This window comes from Kitasatospora acidiphila (assembly GCF_006636205.1).
GTDB lineage: Bacteria > Actinomycetota > Actinomycetes > Streptomycetales > Streptomycetaceae > Kitasatospora > Kitasatospora acidiphila.
In genome coordinates this window covers 2,492,629-2,510,684 of record NZ_VIGB01000003.1, presented here as the reverse complement: position 1 = coordinate 2,510,684, position 18,056 = coordinate 2,492,629, and the positions used below count along the sequence as shown (strand labels likewise).

The 18,056-nt window shown below is 69.6% G+C and carries 17 protein-coding genes and 3 pseudogenes; 7 read left to right on the top strand and 13 right to left on the bottom strand.

Annotated features, from left to right (window positions below):
• Positions 1–77: 77 nt before the first annotated feature.
• On the top strand, positions 78–230 hold the full coding sequence (locus tag E6W39_RS39290; RefSeq protein WP_181799228.1) for a hypothetical protein: 153 nt from the start codon (positions 78–80) through the stop codon (positions 228–230).
• On the opposite strand, the gene E6W39_RS12045 is transcribed toward E6W39_RS39290, so the two are convergent.
• Positions 206–889, bottom strand: coding sequence for a hypothetical protein (locus E6W39_RS12045; RefSeq protein WP_141633547.1), 684 nt, complete (start codon positions 887–889; stop codon positions 206–208). The two genes, E6W39_RS39290 and E6W39_RS12045, sit on opposite strands and share 25 nt — an antisense overlap.
• Positions 890–1,246: 357 nt before the next feature.
• Here E6W39_RS12045 and E6W39_RS12040 point away from each other — a divergent pair, with 357 nt between their 5' ends.
• The 3 genes from E6W39_RS12040 to E6W39_RS12030 all read left to right on the top strand — a co-directional run bounded on the left by E6W39_RS12040 (position 1,247) and on the right by E6W39_RS12030 (position 3,503).
• Entirely contained in the window at positions 1,247–1,999 is a 753-nt protein-coding gene (locus E6W39_RS12040; protein ID WP_141633546.1) for a DUF4118 domain-containing protein, read from the top strand.
• A gap of 125 nt (positions 2,000–2,124) precedes the next feature.
• Positions 2,125–2,637 (top strand): hypothetical protein, encoded by a 513-nt coding sequence (locus E6W39_RS12035; RefSeq protein ID WP_181799227.1) that lies wholly within the window; start codon positions 2,125–2,127, stop codon positions 2,635–2,637.
• A gap of 185 nt (positions 2,638–2,822) precedes the next feature.
• Positions 2,823–3,503 carry a response regulator gene (locus E6W39_RS12030; RefSeq protein WP_141633545.1) on the top strand — a complete coding sequence of 227 codons (681 nt, stop codon included), beginning with the start codon at positions 2,823–2,825 and terminating at the stop codon, positions 3,501–3,503.
• Positions 3,504–3,567: 64 nt separating this feature from the next.
• Here E6W39_RS12030 and E6W39_RS12025 read toward each other — a convergent pair whose 3' ends face one another.
• The 7 genes from E6W39_RS12025 to E6W39_RS11995 all read right to left on the bottom strand — a co-directional run bounded on the left by E6W39_RS12025 (position 3,568) and on the right by E6W39_RS11995 (position 9,297).
• Positions 3,568–5,115: a Na+/H+ antiporter gene (locus E6W39_RS12025; protein WP_141633544.1), complete on the bottom strand. Its 1,548-nt coding sequence runs from the start codon at positions 5,113–5,115 to the stop codon at positions 3,568–3,570.
• A 176-nt stretch (positions 5,116–5,291) separates the two neighbouring features.
• Positions 5,292–5,540 (bottom strand): KUP/HAK/KT family potassium transporter, encoded by a 249-nt coding sequence (locus E6W39_RS12020; RefSeq protein ID WP_228718105.1) that lies wholly within the window; start codon positions 5,538–5,540, stop codon positions 5,292–5,294.
• Between the two features lie 34 nt (positions 5,541–5,574).
• Positions 5,575–6,963, bottom strand: coding sequence for a DUF2254 domain-containing protein (locus E6W39_RS12015; RefSeq protein WP_141633543.1), 1,389 nt, complete (start codon positions 6,961–6,963; stop codon positions 5,575–5,577).
• A gap of 245 nt (positions 6,964–7,208) precedes the next feature.
• The gene (locus E6W39_RS12010) at positions 7,209–7,406 is read right to left on the bottom strand and encodes a hypothetical protein (protein WP_141633542.1); all 198 of its coding nucleotides are present in this window, start codon (positions 7,404–7,406) and stop codon (positions 7,209–7,211) included.
• Positions 7,407–7,737: 331 nt separating this feature from the next.
• Positions 7,738–8,376 (bottom strand): hypothetical protein, encoded by a 639-nt coding sequence (locus E6W39_RS12005; protein ID WP_141633541.1) that lies wholly within the window; start codon positions 8,374–8,376, stop codon positions 7,738–7,740.
• Between the two features lie 265 nt (positions 8,377–8,641).
• Complete coding sequence (locus tag E6W39_RS43480) at positions 8,642–9,028, bottom strand: putative T7SS-secreted protein (protein WP_323809008.1); 387 nt, start codon at positions 9,026–9,028, stop codon at positions 8,642–8,644.
• On the bottom strand, positions 9,025–9,297 hold the full coding sequence (locus E6W39_RS11995; RefSeq protein WP_141633539.1) for a hypothetical protein: 273 nt from the start codon (positions 9,295–9,297) through the stop codon (positions 9,025–9,027). The genes E6W39_RS43480 and E6W39_RS11995 overlap by 4 nt, the downstream gene beginning before the upstream one ends.
• Positions 9,298–10,113: 816 nt before the next feature.
• Between E6W39_RS11995 and E6W39_RS11990 the strand changes: the two are divergent.
• A pseudogene (locus E6W39_RS11990) lies at positions 10,114–10,589 on the top strand (histidine kinase); the annotation flags it as partial.
• 155 nt (positions 10,590–10,744) lie between these two features.
• Here the strand turns inward: E6W39_RS11990 and E6W39_RS11985 are convergent.
• The 3 genes from E6W39_RS11985 to E6W39_RS11975 form a co-directional block, all read right to left on the bottom strand.
• Positions 10,745–11,266 (bottom strand): TerD family protein, encoded by a 522-nt coding sequence (locus E6W39_RS11985; protein WP_141633538.1) that lies wholly within the window; start codon positions 11,264–11,266, stop codon positions 10,745–10,747.
• Between the two features lie 821 nt (positions 11,267–12,087).
• Positions 12,088–12,510: a hypothetical protein gene (locus E6W39_RS11980; protein ID WP_141633537.1), complete on the bottom strand. Its 423-nt coding sequence runs from the start codon at positions 12,508–12,510 to the stop codon at positions 12,088–12,090.
• A gap of 124 nt (positions 12,511–12,634) precedes the next feature.
• Entirely contained in the window at positions 12,635–13,618 is a 984-nt protein-coding gene (locus E6W39_RS11975) for an RICIN domain-containing protein (protein WP_181799226.1), read from the bottom strand.
• A gap of 891 nt (positions 13,619–14,509) precedes the next feature.
• Here E6W39_RS11975 and E6W39_RS11970 point away from each other — a divergent pair.
• The gene (locus tag E6W39_RS11970; protein ID WP_141633535.1) at positions 14,510–15,694 is read left to right on the top strand and encodes a nitric oxide synthase oxygenase; all 1,185 of its coding nucleotides are present in this window, start codon (positions 14,510–14,512) and stop codon (positions 15,692–15,694) included.
• Positions 15,695–16,030: 336 nt separating this feature from the next.
• On the opposite strand, the gene E6W39_RS11965 is transcribed toward E6W39_RS11970, so the two are convergent.
• Positions 16,031–16,303 carry a hypothetical protein gene (locus E6W39_RS11965; RefSeq protein ID WP_141633534.1) on the bottom strand — a complete coding sequence of 91 codons (273 nt, stop codon included), beginning with the start codon at positions 16,301–16,303 and terminating at the stop codon, positions 16,031–16,033.
• A gap of 188 nt (positions 16,304–16,491) precedes the next feature.
• Between E6W39_RS11965 and E6W39_RS11960 the strand changes: the two are divergent.
• Positions 16,492–16,687: pseudogene (locus E6W39_RS11960) on the top strand (IS701 family transposase); the annotation flags it as partial.
• 70 nt (positions 16,688–16,757) lie between these two features.
• Here the strand turns inward: E6W39_RS11960 and chrA are convergent.
• Positions 16,758–17,905 (bottom strand): annotated as a pseudogene (gene chrA, locus E6W39_RS11955) (chromate efflux transporter).
• Positions 17,906–18,056 lie beyond the last annotated feature (151 nt).

The window sequence follows — 18,056 nt, the reverse complement described above, 5'->3', positions numbered from 1 at the left end:
GGTGTGGCGTAAGAGCCACTTCAGCTGGTGTGAGCGGCCACCGCCCAGGGATTCCGCCGCTCAGGGGTGGCTCTCGCTTGCGTTTGGGGGGCGCGGCGATCCAGCAGACCGGCCGGATCCCGACCTGGACGGTGCCGCGTTCGAACGAACCCGGCCGCGCCCTGGCGGAAGCGGCCGGCTTCGTTCCCGTTCGAGAGGAGGTGGTCTACTGGATGGGCCGGCCGGCCTGAATTTCGGTACTGCTCACGTTACTTGAGGACAGGGCAGAGGACGCGGCCCGCACGCAGCCGAGGAGCGACGGGGCGGACGACCAGCCGCCGGACCGCCAGAGCAGCAGCTGCGTCCCCTCGGCCCGCCAGCTGAACGGCTCCGGAGCGGACAGGAGTTCGTCCACCCCGGCCGCCGAGAGTGCGCTCTGCCCGTTGTGCGGATCGCGGCAGTAGATCTCGTAGGCCGTGTCGAACCGCGCCGCGCCCGTACGAACGCGGCCCGCAGGCACCGGCTCCACGACCCGGACGGTATGGAAGGCCGGCTCGTGCCGCACCTCGGCGGTGTCCACCGGGAACGGCAGGGTGACCAGGGCGATGCCGTAGAAGTGGGACGATCCGTTGTAGTGGCAGGAGTAGCCGGCCGATGTCACCGGTAGGCCCTCCACCTCGCCGGCGACCTGGTCCGTCAGGCGCTGCGCCGACCCGTAGTGGAACGGTGGGCCGGGAAAGGGGATCCGTGAGGTGGTGAACGAGGGCCGGGCCGTGAAACCGTGACGAGCCACCAGCGCACTGCTGACCGCCCTCGTGCGGCGCCGTTCTCGCAGCGGGGGGATCCGGGGCGACCCGAACACGAGGGTGGCAAGACAGACGAAGAGCAGGATCGGGACGATGACGCCCATGGCGCCTCCACTGGTTGAGGTCCTGTCAGCACCTGCCCGCCCGCGATGGGCACGGCACGTGCGACCTTCTCGCCGACCAGACTTCCCGGCACGCCATTTACCGACAGTACTCGGATGGGAACAATGCGCAAGAGGGTGTCGTGCTCCGGGTTCTCAGTGCGGCCCGTCGGCGGCGCGGTGGACCGGCCCAGGACGGATGCGAGCCGCGGTCCGGGCGACTGACCTTCTCCGCCACTCCCGTCATACCGCCCGACGCCCGCCAGCGGGCGGAATCCGGCGCAAGGAACCCGTTAACAGCCTGCCGTTCCGCTTGCGTGCGACGCCGGGCCTGCTACACCGGAATTCGGAGGTGCAACGATGCGCCGGTACACGACAACGGGTCCGCTCTCGCTGATCGGGGCGGCTCTGGCTCCGCTCGTCCTCAGCGCCGTGCTGCTGCCGCTGCGCGGCCACCTGGCGAACACCAACGTGGCCCTGCTGCTGGTGGTCGCGATCGTGGCGGTCGCCGCTTTCGGGCACCGTCTCGCGGGTGCGGTCGCCGCCCTCAGTGCCGCGGTCTGGTTCGACTTCTTCTTCACTCGGCCGTACGAGCAGTTCGCGATCAGCCGCTCGTCCGACATCGTCACCGCCGCACTGCTCTTGGCCGTTGGCCTGGCTGCCTCGCAACTCGCAGCCAAAGCACGGAAGTTCGAGGTCGTGGCGATCACGGATGCCGGATACCTGACGCGGATCCACGAGACGGCGGCCCGTGCCCGGTCCGCCAACTCTGCCCCGGCCGTGGTTGACTACGTGCGGGCCCAGCTAATGGACCTGTTGCAACTTCGTGGTTGCCGCTTCGAGTTCGGATCGCTGCTCGGCCACCCGCCGCGCCTGGAGGAGGACGGCTCGATCGCCGTCGGCCGCAAGGTGTGGGACACGGACGTGCTCGGGATGCCCGCCGAGGAAGTGGAGTTGCGGGTGTACGGCAACGGCAGGTACGTCGGCCGCTTCATGCTCGATCCGGTTCCGGGCAGCATGCCGAGCAGGCAGACGCTGGTCGTCGCGGTGACCCTGGCCGACCAGGCAGGTGCAGCGATCGGCTCCCTGTCCCGAACCACAGCAGCGGCCTGACTGCTGCTCCCGGCTGCGAGAGGGCTGCACGGGCTGCGTCGGCCCGGTGCGTCAGGATTGCGCTAAGAAGCGCCCCAAGGACGTCAGCGCAGGAGACGGGGCATGCGGGGCCTCCTACGGTCGGGATGGTGCAACGCCACGAAACCCTCGCCACGGACCGCCGCTGGACGGCCGCCGCTCGCCATGCCTTCTGCAGCGCGGCGTTGCTCCTTGCGGCGGCCCTCTTGATCGACTGGGGCTCGGGCCGTCTCACACCGCTGCGGGCCGGACTGTGGGCCCTGCTGGCCTGTGCGACGTTCGTGGTCTTCCTGCCGGACAGGGTGTTGGCGGGCGAGGGCTGGCTCGAGGTCCGCGGACTGTGGCGCCGCCGTCGGATATCCACCGACGCGCTGGTGAGCGTTCGCACGTCGGGTGTCGTCGCCGTCCGTCTGATCATGCGCGACGCCTACGGTGGTCGGCTGGAGCTCGATCCACGCGTCCTGGCCGCCAACCCGCTCCTGTGGCACCGACTGGACACGGACGCCTCCCACGCGCGGCGGTGCGGCACCTTGCGCGAGGGCGTGGACGTGTTGTGTGAGCTGGATGAGCGGATATCCGGTGACCAAGCCCGCGCAGTGTTCACACGCTCCGGTCTGTGAAGGGCCCGGTCCGACCCCAGTCCTGGTGATCGCAGCGCCGTTTCCCGCGGCAAGTACGCTTCAAAGCGGAGGTGGAGCACCGCTCGGACTGTTGCCGTCATCCGGTGACCCGCGAACGTCGTACCGGGCGGGCCCGGCTGGGTGCTGCTTCCGTTCAGTGGACCCCGGACCGGAAGGCGAGCCCGATGACCCGAGTTCTCGTCGTCGACGACGAACCCCAGATGGTCCGCGCGCTCGAACTCAATCTCAAGGCTCGCGACTACGAGGTCGATGTCGCCGCCGACGGCGCCACCGCCCTTGAGCTGGCCGCTGCCCGCAAACCGGACGTCGTGCTCCTCGATCTCGGCCTGCCCGACATGGACGGCGTCGAGGTGATCGAGGGCCTGCGCAAGTGGACGCAGATCCCGATCATCGTGCTCTCAGCTCGCCAGGCGTCCCCCGAAAAAGTCCAGGCCCTGGACGCCGGTGCCGATGACTACATCACGAAGCCCTTCGGAATGGACGAGTTGCTCGCCCGGATCCGCGTTGCCGTCCGCCGCACCGAACCCGCGGCCGGCGGGTACGACTCGATGATCGTCGCCGCGGGCTTCACCGTCGACCTGGCGGCCAAGAAGGTCAACCGCGATGGCCGGGACATCCGCCTCACCCCGACCGAGTGGCACCTGCTCGAAGTGCTGGTCCGCAACGCCGGGACCCTGGTGGGCCAGACCCAGCTGCTGCAGGAGGTCTGGGGACCCGCCTACCGCAAGGAGACCAACTACCTGCGCGTCTACCTGGCCCAGCTCCGTCGCAAGCTGGAGCAGGACCCCTCGCGCCCGCGGCACTTCATCACCGAGGCCGGCATGGGCTACCGCTTCGAACCTTGATCTCCCGGTGATCGCACGGCCGGTTTCCTGTTCGATCACCGCGCCGGACGAGGGAGCGCGGTTGCTACGGGCCGCCCAGGGCCGCTTCTTCGCGGTCGAGGTCGTGCTGGAGGCGTCGGCGGGTGGTGTCACTGATGAGGTGCTCCTCGTACAGGCGGTGGAGTTCAGTGTTCTGGACGGCGATCACCTCCCGACGGAGCTGACGGTAGGCGGTGTCCGCGGTGCCCCCTTCGGAGCCGTCCGCGCTGCGGTCCAGGCGGGCGCTGAGGCCGCGCCGGGCCCGGTCGAGGGCGGTCTCCGGCATGACCTCCAATGCGGCGAGGTGTTCGACGTGGTCCAGCCCGGCACGGTTGAGCGAGTCCCGGGCGTCGGTCTCCTCCCGGGCGGTGTGCTCGGGCTCCAGGGCGAGCCCGGAGCGGTTGACGACTCCTGCCAGGGTCAGCCCCTGCACCACCAGGGTGAATATCACCACCGACGTGGTGAGGACGAGGACCAGCGGCCGTCCGGCCAAGGGGGCGCCCCCGTTCGCGGTGAGCGGGATGGACAGGGCGGCGGCCAGCGGCATCACCCCGCGCGTGCCGGCCCAGGTCACCACGCCGGCCACCCGCCAGGACAGTCGGCCCCGGCTGGGCTTGACCGCGCGGGTCAATGGCAGCGTCCACACCACTCGCACGGCGATCAGCACGACCGCCAGGGCGATCGCCTGCAGCGGCCACCAGCCGGTGCCGTGCGGCAGTCCACGGACGAGTGTCGGCAGTTCCAGGCCGACGATGCTGAAGATCACGCTCTCCAGCAGGAAGACCACCACGGCGTACACCGCGTGCAGTTGCAGCCGGATGTGGGCATCGGTCAGCCGGTGGCTGGAGCGGCCGAGCAGGACACCGGCGACGACGACCGAGGTGACGCCGGAGGTGTGTGCGGACTCCGCCAGCACGTACGCCGCGTACGGCGTGACCAGCGCGATGACCGTCTCCAGCACGGGGTCGGTGACGCGCCGCCGGATGAGCCCGACCAGACCCGCCAGGACCGCGCCGACCACACTGCCGCCGCCCCCGAGCAGTACCAGCTCGCCGGCCGCGTGGGGCAGGCTCACTGCTGCGCCGGTGGCCACGGCGATGCCGATGGCGACCTTGAAGAGCACCAGCGAGGTGGCGTCGTTGAACAGGCTCTCCGCCTGGACCAGGACCTGCACCCGGCCCGGTAGCGCTAGGCGGCGTCCGAGGGCCGTGACCGCGACCGGGTCGGTGCTGGACAGCACCGCGCCCAGGACGAACGCCATCGCGGGCGGCAGCCCGGTCACGGCGGCCGCCACGAAGCCGACCGCCGCCGCCGAGGCGAAGACCAGACCGAAAGCCAGGATCGTCACCGGCCGCCACACCATCCGCAGGTCGCGCAGCGACAGCTCCTCGGCGGAGACGTACAGCAGCGGCGGGAGCACCACCAGAGCGATGGTCTCCGGCGGCACGTGCAGCGCCGGCACGCCGGGTATCAGCGCTACCCCGAGCCCGACCAGGACCAGCAGCGAAGGGGCGGGCACCCGCAGCCGACCGGCGAAAGTGGCCACGGCAGTGGCCAGAACCACCAGCAAGAGGACGATCCCCACGGCGTGCATCTGCTCAACGACCCCATCACGAGGAGCGGGGTCACCGCCGTCCGATCGCCGCGGTCGTCCCCCGAGCCGACCAGACTTCCCGGCACACCAGTAGTAATTTTATCGGGATTCTAGCGGTGCCCGATACCCCTCAGGGTGGCCTCTGCCCGGGCGCCGACTGTTGGGCGGAAGCGCGCCTACACCTCGATGTGTGAGCCCATGATGACCGTGCGGTTGCGGGGCAGGCCGAAGTACTCGGCGGCGTCGGCGGTGATGTACGAGGTGGCGATGAACAGCGGCGTGCGCCAGGGGGCGGTGGTCGGTGCCTGCCCACGTCGGAGTTCGATCTTCGAGAGGAAGTAGGACGCCTGGTCGAGCTCCAGACGCCCCTCGGTTCGGGCGGGGTCGACAAGTGCCAGTGCGCCGGGCACGTCCGGCGTCTCCATGTCAGCGCTCCGTGGTACCCGGTCGGACCGGCAGCTAGCCGTACGTCCCTGCTGCCGCGGTCGCGGCCTGCGGATCCGATACCTGGTGGAGTGCGAGCAGCGCCTCACAGCGCCGCAGCACGTCCGCGCGGTCGGCCGGCTCTGCGACGGAGGCTTCGCAGCAGGCCCGGATCATTGCGCCCTGCTCCAACAGCACCTCGCGGCGGCGCGGGATCGCGGTCTGCTCCATCACGCGGCACAGCGCGTCCAGTTGGCGGATCATCACGGCCGGCATGCCCGCCGAGCTCTGGCGGATCTTCTCGAAGGCGCGCTGGACCAGGCGGTCGTAGTCGGCCTGGTAGGCCAGGACGCGGATCCGGCCGGCGCGGTCGCGGTGGACGCGCTGCGGGTGCCAGCTGTGGGTGATCCGGCACAGGCAGTGGCTGAGGCAGTCGATGCAGGTCAGCGCTGTGAACGTGTCGTTGACGGCTGGGGACAGGGCGCGGATGGCGATCTCCACCAGCTGGTCGAAGCCGAAGGAGACGTCCTGGGTCAGTGTCCGGTACGGGCCTGTCACCTGTACGCGGGTCAGCTGTGCGGCCAGTTGCGGTGCGGCCGCAGGGGGCCAGACCACGGCCAGGGGCTGGCCCTGCACCAGGAAGTGTCCGGGACGGTAGGGCAGGTGGAGCACGGCGCCGGCGGCTGCGGCGAGGCGGACCAGTTCGTCGTGCTTGAGGAACTGCAGGTAGCCGGTCTCCGGCGTCGGTATCACCGTCCCCGACTCGTCCACCAGGCGTAGCAGCTCGTCCGCGTTCGGGCCGCAGTCGATGCCGACCGGCGGCTGCCGGTCGGCGCCGCTCTGCGCCTCGATGGCGCGGGCCAGGTCGTCGGCGATGACCGCGATGACCTGCGGCAGCTGGATCATGGTGGCGATGTGGTGGATGAAGTAGATCAGCACTCCGAGGTCGACCAGGGTGAGGCCGAGCGTGAAGGTGATCGACAGGTGCGGGACGAAGTCGCCGTGCGGGCCGGGGCTTATCGCGCCCAGGACCAGCACGGTGTAGCAGAAACTGGCCACGAAGGTGCCCAGGGTCAGCTGGGTGCCCCGGTCGCGGATGAAGGTGCGCAGCATCCGCGGGCCGAGCTGGGTGGATGCCAGCGTCAGCGCCACGATGGTGATCGAGAAGACCAGCCCGACCACGGTGATGAGAGCCGCGGCTATGGTGGTGAGGATCTGGCGGGCGCCGTCGGCCGTGCCGCTCAACACCCAGTCGGCGTAGGAGATTCGGCCGTCGTACGCCAGGCGGTCCAGGGTGACGGTGGCCGCGAAGAGCAGGGCGAACAGCAGCGCTTCGGCGGTCGGGACCAGCCAGAGGTTGGTGCGCAGCCGCTCACGGCGCCAGGAGGCCCCGGCAAGCAGCTGCTTCTGACGCAACGTCGGCATCGATGGGAAAGGTGGAACGGGCACGGGAAGCTCCAGTAGGCAGGACGGCGTCCACTGCCGACCAGGCTTCCCGGCACACCGGGCATCGAGCCTACCCGAGCGACTGTGTGCCGCAGCCCGCCGTGAGCACGACGGCTGCCCATGGCGTCAACTAGTGTCGCGGGCCGGGTCCGTTCGGGGCGGAGTCGGCCGGGGCGGCCCGGCCGGCTGCCACCCTGCGTGCAAGGCCCCGCTGTGGCACGAGTTCACGTTGGAGTGCCCCACCGAACCGCCCCCAGTACAGCGGCAGCCGCGGCGAGCCAGAACCAGAGCGGGATGAGGCTCGCGCCCGCGATGCCTGACAGGTCGTCATGGGAGAGCATCACCCGGTTCGAGGGCCAGGAGACCAGGCTGTCGACCGCAGCGAGGAACAGCAGAGCGGCGCCGCCAGCTTCGGCGGCCAAATCGATCACGGCACAGGCACGGGAACGGGTGCGCCACCGCGCCAGCCGCACAAGAGTGGCGGAGCTCCCGCCCAGCGCGGGGAGCGGCGCAGTGTTGTCGGGTATCGGCACAGCTGGAGGTTAGACCTCCGCCCGACCGGCGTCGATCACATCTTCCATCCGACGCACCGTCCAGTAGCGATTCACCCGAGCCGGAAGGTTATGACAAAGCCGAGCCTGACGCAGCACACGCACACGCCGCTCCTTGTGCAGATCTTGAGGTGTTGAGGCCCGAGATCGGGCGCGCAGGAGAAGCGGTGCGCGGTTCAGGGCCGCCGCAGGGCTACCAGGGTCACCCGATCTGTGGCCGTTTGCGGTGCCCGTACCAGCCGGCCCACCCCACCGCGCCCAGTAGCAGTGCGGCGAAGCCGATCGACCAGCTGGCGTCCCTGGCGGGGTGGACGTCGCCGGGGCGGAGGGGGCCGACCACGCCGTCCGGGTCGAAGACGACGCGGACGGAGTCGCCCGGGTGCAGCCGGTTGTCGCGGTCGAGTAGGCGCGGGCCCGGGACCGGGGCGCCGTCGGGCTGGCCCAGGGTGACGTACCAGCGCTGGTCGCGGTCGATGATGGTGTGTTCGACGGAGACGACCAGGGCGTTGGTGGTGTGGCCGTGCAGGACGAGTGGGAGTTGGACGGCGGATGAGGCGCCGGGGAGCCAGGCGAGGCCGGCCAGCACGCACACCGCGACCGTTGCCTGGCAGCCGACGTCGATGCCGGCCACGAAGAGGAAGACGACGGCGGTCATCAGCGCGTAGCAGAGCGCCAGACCGGTCAGCGCCCAGGCGTTCAGGTACACCTCGCCGAGGATCAGCCCGAACAGGCCGCCGAGTGTGAGCAGCGCCGCCCCGCCGGTGTAGAGCGCCGTCTGCCATCCGCTGCGCAGCGCCCGGTGCGGTACGGTGCGGGTTTCGGTCGCCGTCTGTGTGCTCACCCGAACGCCTCCCGGATCCTGTCGCTCGCGCCGCCGCCGACCGTCTGCTGCGGCGGCGGGTAGAAGGAGAGCCCGGTCAGCGCCGCCGCGACGATCGGCAGCCACTGCTCCCAGTACTCGAGATCCTCGGTGCTGAAGGCCGCTGCGACCAGGTGCCGGGCGTCGGGGTGGGCGAGCAGGGCTTGGAGCTGACGCACTGTGGCTGTGCTGTCCTCGGCGATCCCGAAGGTCCGGCCGGGCACCGGCACCGTGCTGTCCTCGGTGGTCACCAGCGCCCGGCCGCAGGGCAGGCCGAGCACGCCCACCTCGGCCTGCGGGCGTGCCTGGGCAAGGGGTTCGGCGTTGCGCTGGGCGAAGGTGAGCGGCTCGCCGCCAGCGACTGGTACCACTTGTCGAGTTCCTGATACGCCTCGGTGATGGAGTCGGAGGCGTCCTGGAGGTAGCCGGGTAGCTTCCCGAGGTGGTTCCCGAAAGCCTTGGCCGCCTGCCCCGTCCACTCGTCCTGCCCGTTCGCGATCCGGGTCAACGTGGCATGCACCGAGATCAGGTGGCCGGCCACCTGCCGCAGGCTGCTGCTGAGCCCGCCCACCACGCCCTGGTCGCCGGGCGCGGGGTTGAAGCCCAGGCCGGTCCAGTTCCGCTGCTCGGTCACGAGGAGCTCGCCCCCAATGCGCTGCTCAGGCCCTGCTCGGTCTGCGCGTAGCTCTGCTGCACCTGGTCCAGTCCTTCATGCAGCGTCTTGACGCACTCCTGGACCTTTTTCAGGCCGTACTCCCACTTGCCCTGGAAGTGCTTGCACGAGCCGTCCAGGAAGTCGAAACCGAGCCCGGCCGCGCTTGCGCCGTGCAGGGCTTTCAGCCCGTGGTCGAGCTCGTCGGCGCAGCCCTGCAGGTCCTTCGGCAGCTGGGCAAGCGCGTTCACGTCAACAGTGAAATCCGACATCGTCCCCCTTGTCCCCATGCGAACGTGACGACCCAAGGGGCTCTAACTCAGTGTCAGATAGGTTTCACAATCTGTAGTTAGGAAGGCGCCAAGATCAACGACAGAATTTCAGACCCGCGGCCTGATTCACCCGCGGGCTGTCGCTGGTCTGCACTGGCGCGCGCCCGCCAGTGGAGCGCCGAATCAGGAGGGCCGGCAGTTGCAGCGGATCGTCTGTCGGGGCTGTACGAACGCGATCGCACTCGACGACTGACATCCCCGGCAACTTCGCGGGCGCCGCGTGGTGCCAACTGATGCGACGGGAGACCTGCCTGCCCAAGCGGTGTCTCCCAACTGGCTGGGTTTCCACGGCGATTCCTCGGGCGGGCGGCAGCCGACCCCCGTAGCCGCCCTTCCGTGCCGCCTGCCGTCGACCCCGTGGCGACCGACGGTTCGCGCGGCGGCCGACTGCCACGTCAGTCCTTCCGCGGGCGGCCCGAGGGTGTGGGCCGTCCCCGCGTTCGTTCGGTCCCGTGTACTCGGCGCTACAGCGTTCCGCCGAACCACCGCTGGTTGCGGAGGCCCGAGCAGCTCCAGGTGACGAGTGGCGTGCCGTTGTTGATGTTGCTTCCGGTGATGTCGAGGCAGAACCCGGTTTGGGGTTGCGCAGGGCGCCGTTGGAGTACACCCCGCCGCAGCTTGCAGCACGACCTCGACCGCGAGGAGGCCGCGCTCGGCAACCGGTGAACGCGTGACCGGGGCGTCACCGGCGAAATCCCGCGGACGTGCGGGCTGGCGGGGGACCATGGTGCTGCGGGTGGCCTCAACGCCAAGCGCTGGCAGGACGTGTGGGAGCTGCTGCGGGCCGGTGTCGACGTGGCGACGACCCTGAACATCCAGCGCCTGGAGAGCCTCAACGACGTGGTCGAGCAGATCGCCGGGATCGTCCGCCGGGAGCAGATCCCGGACGTGGTGGTCCGCTCCGCCGCCCGGATCGAGCCGGTCGACCTGAGCCCGCAGGCGCTGTGTGCACGGATGGCCCAGGGGGACGTCTACGGTCCGGACAAGATCGATGTCGCGCTGGACAACTACTTTCGGGCCAGCAACCTCGGCGCGCTGCGTGAGCTGGCGCTGCTGTGGCTGACGGACCGGGGGAGGAGGAGCTCGCCGACTACCGGGCCCGGCACGGGATCCGCGCGCCCTGGGAGACCAAGGAGCGGATCGTGGTCGCGTTGAACGGCGCGCCGCAGGGCGAGCACCTGATACGGCGCGGAGCCCGGACGGCGACCCGGGTGCACAGGGACCTGATCGGCGTGCGGGGCCGGATGGACGACAGCACCCTGCAGGCCGAGCGGCAGCCTTCGCCGGTGCTCGGCCCGCAGCGGTGGAGCCCCGTGAACCGGATCGTCAGGAGCGGCCTCGATGGCTGGGCCAAGGTGGCAGCTCTCTAACTGCCCATGATCGTCGCGAAGGTCGTCGGATCAGCATCGAAACCGTGGACGCCGGCATGGAATCCCCAGGCCCCTGAGTCGTCGCGGACGAATTCCGCGACCCTCGCTGCCGTCGCCTCGCCGACGTTGGTGAAGTCCACCGCCGCGAGTTCGTCGTGCCTGTTGCGGATCCGTACAGCTGGGCGGGCAATGTCTCCGAAGGTCAGCCGGCCGTTGTGCTGCTGGATGGCGACGCCCACGAGTACCCGGACGTAGCGGTGCCGCAGGCGGTCGAGCTCCAGGATGAGGCGCTCGTCGACACCGAGGCCCTTGCCGTCACGACTGTCCCTGCTGAGTGTGATTGTGCCGTCGGGAGAGCGGCTGTCGAAATGCACCAGGTAGGCGGGAGCACCAGACGGGGCGTCTTCGGTGTACGTCGCTGCGATGAGGTCCAGGTCGTGGGGCACCGAGCCTGCGGGACTCGGATCCCACATCAGGTCCACTTCGACCCGTTCCAGACCCTTGTTGAGACTGCTCACCGGAATCTCCGTTCGTCAGGACACCGACCTTCCATGGTGCCGCTGCAGGCCAGTCAACAATGTGCAATGGTCAGAAATTTACGTGTTATTGACAAGTCATCAGGCGTGAGAATCCTCGGCCCTGGGTCTGGTCGGCCGCCCGGCTGCGCTCTGCTGAGCCGGCGCCGCGGCCGGTCGGGCTTCGGCGGTCGGGCATTCGCCGTCGCCTCCGCGGCGGCGAGTGCCGCACCGGCCCGCCGGTGAAGGCGCTGCCGCTCGCGCGTGGCCGCGCGTTCCTTCGCCGACTGCCCCGCCCGTGCCTTGGACCGCTTGTTCTGCACCATGTCCTGTTCCGTCCCCCTGAGCCGGCCGCCTCCGCAGAGGTGGCGGCCACGTTACGCCCGTGCCGGTGGTACTCGTCGCCGAGGTACTGGGACATCCCGGCTTCCAACAAGTCGCCGCGGACCAGGACGGTGACCTTGCTGTCGGTCTACAGGCCGCCAGGCCGCACTGGCGACCGCTCCGGATCGAGTCGCCGCAGTGAGCGCGGCCCCTGGGAGTGGCGACGCCTGTGCTCCGGACCGTTCGTCAGGTCCGGAGCACAGGCGTTCCGTGGTGGTTCAGCGAGTCCTGTTCCGCTTCGTCCAACCAAGCGCGAGGAAAACCAGAGAAGCTGTGAAAGCGGCTCCGCCGAGGATGCTGGCATCGTTCCGGGTGGAGTCCCACTCCGCGATGAGGGCGACCAGTGCCGCCAATGCCAGGAGCCCGACGACGACTGCGGCGGCTACCTGTTTCATGGGGCCTACCTTTGTCCGATCCGTTGAGTTCGCCCGGGGAAGTGCTTACCCAAAGGGGTTGCAGACGAAGCCGCCCGCCCCGATGCTCCCCAGCCAGTAGATGATGGTCCATCCGTCCCGGTGCTGGCAGACCTGGATCCCGCCGGCGATGATGCCGAGCGCGGCGGCAACGGCCGCAGCGTACGGGCCGCCGCCGAGCGCGGCCGCCAGGCCGGCGACACCGGCGCCGACCCAGAAACCGCCCTCAACCTTGTTGGTCAGCCACGAGTCCAGGCCGACCTCGATGCCGTACCAGTGAGTCTTGATGTAGCCGTCGTGGCCGCGCCAGGTCCCAACGGGACCGGGTGACGGCCGCCGCCGGTCGACTGCCCGACACTGCTCCGGGCAGGCCCAAACGCTGACAGCGGGGCGAGGGCCCGCACTTCTACCTGCCGCTGGTGGAAGGACCTCGTCTTGGGTCGCCGCCACCGCCCACGGCACAAGTGGCCCGCTGACCGTCACCTTTCCAGTGGGTCCGGGGGGAATGCGCAGATCGCGGGGACGGTACCTGGTGACACCGTCCCCGCGATCGTTCGGTCTCGTGTTCGCGGCCCTACAGCGTCCCGCCGAACCACTGCTGGTTGCGGAGGCCTGAGCAGCTCCAGGCGACCAGTGGCGTGCCGTTGTTGATGTTGCTTCCGGCTATGTCGAGGCAGAACCCGGAGCTGGGGTTGCGCAGGGTGCCGTCGGAGTACACCCACTTCTGGTTGACGGTGTTGTTGCAGTCCCACAGCTGGACATGAGTGCCCCACGTGGGACTGGAACCGAGGTCCAGGCACTTGCCCAGGACGATCAGGGTGCCGACGCCGTCGGTGCCGTGGGCGAAGACGATGTTCTGGGCGGCGGTGCCGTTGCAGTCCCAGATGTCGATCTTGTTGCTGTTGTTCGTGTCGGAGTTGCTGTCATCGATGCACTTGAAGCCGTTGTCCATATTGGTCGTGACCGAGGACACCTTCCAGCCGGGCATGCTACCGAAGTTGACGACGGGCCCCGGTACGTGGCAGGTGTACGGCATCCTGCTGCCTGAGTTGCAGATCTTGTCGACCTGCGGTCGGTTCCAGCTGCCGGAGAAGGCCCAGTTGATCCAGCCGCCGTCCCACTTGTTGTCGAAGCTGCTGCCGCCGCCGAAGACCCAGACGTGGAAGTGGTGGTCGGCGCCGTCCCAGGCGCTGCGGTAGACGAAGTCCTGGCTGTAGAGCACGCCCTGCAGGTTCTGGGTGTAGGGGTGGTTCTCGGTTCCACCGAAGGGCTGGACGTCCTTCTCGTCGAAGACCATCACGTTGTACCGGCCGCCGGTGTTGTCGACGGCGGACTGGAGGACGTTCTTGACGAACGCCTCACGGTCGATCCGGTCGACCTGTGCACCTCGGACGAGGTCGATGATGCTCTGGAGCAGCGCGACGCCACACCCGGTGTTGGCGGCGTTGTTGTAGTTGTCGCCGTCACAGGTGTAGCTCGCGCCGGCGGCGGACGCGGGGCTTGCAAGGCCGACGGCGAGCGCCATCGAGACACCGAGCACGGCCAACATCCGTGCCATGCGCCGGGACAGTCGTATCCAATGACCCACGAGGTACCTCCACCATCGCTCATACATGATCTTCACAGGTCGAGCGCGATGGTATGGCGGTCGGGAGTTGGCAGGGCCGGCACATGACGCAATCCGAACGCCCATGAGCCGTTCTTTGCGGTTTCCTTGCGCTGATGGGGTTTCAAAAGGCGATACTCCTGGTCAGGGAGCATGCGATGTGAACGAACGGGCTGTCAGCTCGGATCCGGCGGGAGGCCCCCACATCCGGATCGGACGCGGTCGCGTGTGCCGCCAGGTCGCGCGGGCCGGGTTCTCCGGGACGGTGATCACGCTCACCGTCGCGGCCTCGACGTGCCGCAGCCGGGTCGTACCCGCACCCGTCTCGTCCACGTCGAGCTCCACCCGCGTGGAAGCGGTGACCGTGATCTTCTGGTGAGTGCGGCCAAGGAGTCGCATTGAGCGCGGTGTTGTCTGCACCAATCGTTCGGTCGCCTCGGCCGCCGGTGCCGGGACGTGTTCTGCGTCGGCCAGTGGGGGCGTGATCAGATCTGCGGCCGCCCGCGACCCGTGGTGTCGACCAGGGCTCCGACGGCAGCATCCAGCCGCCCAACTGCCCTGGGCGAGCACCCTGGTGTCTGCCAGGGCCGTCTCGACACCGCTCTCCTCGACGCCGCGGACGCCACCGCTGACGAGCCGTTCAGGAATCGGGCGGATGACCAAGCCTGTTGACCGGCAGATCATTTACCTGCCGGAGCGGCAGTGGCGGGTGCATGGGTGTCGTCAAATCGGACTCAGAAACCTGCGGTTCGGTCCCTCTTCTGACGTAGTGTCCGACCACGGTCAGATGTTTCGTGTGTGTGAACTGGGTTCCTACCTCTCGCCGTTGACAAGGGGCTCGTCGTGAAGACCTCGCATCTGTGCGCAGCACCATCCGTGTCATCCGTCCAGTCCATCGGTCCGGTGGTCGCAGAGGCCGCCGACCTGGTGCGACAGCTCAGCGCCGAGGGACTCCTGTCGGCAGAGGCCGCGGAGCGTCGGGTCGGGGAGATCGCGCGGGAGCTTGCCGCCACGGGCACCTACCGGCAGAGCGAGCAGGAGCTGCTGGCGGGCACCCGGATCGCCTGGCGGAACAACCCGCAGTGCATCGGCAAGTTCTACTGGAAGGGACTGGAGGTCCGGGACTGCCGCGAGATCGATGCCGGCGGCGGCGCTGAGAGCGCTTTGTTCGAGATGCTGGTCGAGCATCTTCGGCTCGCCTGGAACGGCGGGAAGGTCCGCCTGCTGCTGACCGCGTTCACCCCGGCCGAGCCCGGTAGGCCAGGGCCCAGGGTGTGGAACGGCCAGCTCATTCGCTATGCCGGCTATCGGCGGCACGACGGGTCGGTGCTGGGCGACCCCGAGACGGTCGAGCTCACCGAGGCCGTGCTGCGGATGGGATGGCGTGGGCAGGGTACCGAGTACGACGTGCTGCCACTGGTCGTCCAGTGGCCGGAGCGTGACCCGAAGTGGTTCGAGCTACCACCGGACGCGGTGCCCGAGGTGCGGATCAGCCACCCCGAATACCCGTGGTTCGAGGACCTCGGCCTGCGCTGGCACGCGTTCCCGACGATCTCCAACCAGGTCCTGGACCTTGGTGGCCTGCGCTACACGCTGGCCCCGTTCAGCGCCTGGTACACGTGCACCGAGATCGGCGCCCGCAACCTGTCCGACACCAACCGCTACGACAAGCTCCCCGAGGTCGCCCGCGGCATGGGTCTGGACACCAGCCGCGACCGCACGCTCTGGCGTGACCGCGCACTGCTGGAACTCACCGCGGCCGTGCTGCACTCCTACGACCAGGCGGGGGTGTCCATCATCGACCACCACTTCGCCACCAAGCAGTTCGTGCGGCACGAGGAGCGCGAACTCAAGCACGGCCGCCGCTGCCCCGCCGACTGGTCCGCCATCGTCCCGGCCACCAGCGGCTCGACCACCCCGGTCTGGCAGCGCCGCTACGAGCCGACGAAGGCACTGCCCAACTTCTCCCCACACCAGGTGCCGTGGGCAGCCGGCAGCTCAGCTCCGGGAGCGGTCGTCGACCAGTAGCCGCGGCGGGCCCTCGACCCGCGCGAGAGGCCACTCGGGCGAGCGGCCACTGCCGTGCGGATCCGCGTCGAGGATGCGCGGCGCGTGTCCGGAGCGGGTCGATTCGGGCCCGCAGTGCGGCGCCGACACGGTGCGGCAGGGTGGAGCGGACGATCTCCCAGGGGCCGCTGCGGATCCTGCCGAGCGTCACCTCGCAGTTCAGTAGCGCGGCGGCCTCGGCACGGTCGGCGCGGCCGAGTATCCGCTCCGCGAGCGTGCCGATGGCAGCCCGACATGCCCGATTGACGGCTTGTCGGCCGTAATGACTGGCCTGGCCACCGTCAGGCCGGGTCGGAGTCAGGCGTTGTCGACGACCTGCGTAACGGTGAACCGAGAAAGGCTGTCGGGGCTCAGCCGGTGGCCCTCGACGACCAAGTACTGGTCCGCTTCGCCAATGCGGAGCACCCGGGCGTTCTTCGCGACCGGAGCGAAGTCGGGGTGCCCGCTCCGCGCAGCCTCCAAGGCGAAGGTCCGAGCCTGATCAAGAGGCATCGGATCGGACGTCCGGATCTCGGCGCCGTACCGGTTCTTGGCCAGGCCGATCTCGGCCACGACGATGTAGTCGCTCAATGGTTTCCTTTCGCTTGGTTGTCTGCTTGATCGACCAGCTGGTCAGACATCCGTGGGTGGTAGTTCGGGCCGGTGCGGAGGTGGGTGCGGCCACCGTTGATCATCAGCCTGTGAAGACGAACGATCACGTGCTGGCCACGGGCCACAGCGTAGACCCGGCCTGCTGGCAGGAGGCCTTCGAGGGCTTGATGGACCGGATCGCAGGTCGGTTCGCCCGGATCGAACCCCGCCGCCGGATACGGCGGTTGGTGCTCGGAGTGCTGTCGGACCTGCCCCGCAAGAACTGATGGACCATCGCCGAGTGGGCCGGGGAGGCGAGCCTGGACGGCACACACCACCTGCTGGAACCGGGCCAAGTGGGACGCCAACGCCGTCCGCGAGGAGGCGGGCGCCCCAGCCGCTGCCGGGTGCGCCTGCGGCTGACCCCCGTCCCCAGCGGGTGGTGTCCGCCGGGTCAGGTCATCGGCCAGCCAGCCAGGGCAGCGACGGCGCCGAGCAAGGCGCTGACCACGCCGCGGCGGGCTGCCAGCAGCCAGAGGGCCGCCGCGGCCAGCACGCCGTACTGCCACGCGTGCTGCAGGGCCAGCGCAAGGGGGATCGCGGACCCGGCGATCGCCCCGATCACGGCGGGCCCGGCGCCGGTCATGAACGCCTGCACCCGCTGATCGGCCCGCAGCCGGTCGAACCGGGGCCCGCCGAAGATCACGAATAGGAAGGACGGGGTGAAGGCCACCGCGGCGGCCAGCAGCCCCACACTCCGGCGGCGGCGTAGCCGACCACCGCGACGGTCTGCACCACCGGTCCTGGCGTGATCTGGCCCAGCGCCACCGCGTTGAGGAACTGGCTGTCCGTCATCCAGTGGTAGTGGTGCACGGCGTCGGCCTGCATCAGCGGGATGATCACGAACCCACCGCCGTACGACAGGGCGCCGACCTTGAACGCCACCCACGCCAGCGCGAGCAGGCCGCCTGCGCCAGCCGCCGGGGCGGCGGCCGCCAGTGGCCACGACGCGGACCGGGTCCTACCGGGTCCGCCGACACCGGTCCGCACCGCGACCTCCACGAGGCCGGCACCCACCAACACGAGGACCAGCCACGGCCCAAGAAGCGCGGCCCCGATTCCGCCCGCCAACACGTAGCCGAGCCAACGGCCCCGCGCCACCCGCGCCTGCCCGGCCCGCTTCCAGCTCGCCGGCACCAGCGAGACGGCCGCCTGCACCGCCACCGCCGCCCCGGCACCGGCCGCTGCGCCTCGCACCCACAGCGGCGGATGCCCGGCCAGGAACAGCGCGGCCGGCGCCAGGATCAGCACCAGCCCCGGCACGATGAACCACACCCCGCTCACCAGCGCGCCCGCCAGACCGCGCAGCCTCCACGCCGTGAAGATCGCCAGCTGGGTCGACGCCGGGCCCGGCAGCAGGCTCGTCGCCGCGACCCCGTCCTCGAACTCCGCGGCGGCAATCCACTGGCGGCGCTCCACACACAGCTTCCGCAGCAGCGCGATATGGGCCGGCGGGCCACCGAACCCGATACAGCCGATCCGGCCCCACTCTCTGGCGATCGTCACCAGCCCGACCCGGCCACCGCCCGGAACCCCGCCCATCACCACGCCGCTCCGATACTCCGTCAGGGAGCCGTCAAGGCCCCTGGGCGAGAGCTGTGGGCGGCCCTAGCATCCGAAGAATCGTCTCTCCTCCGCAGACGAACGTCACCACGCCGAATGATCGGGGCACTTCAGCATGCGCGCTTCCTCC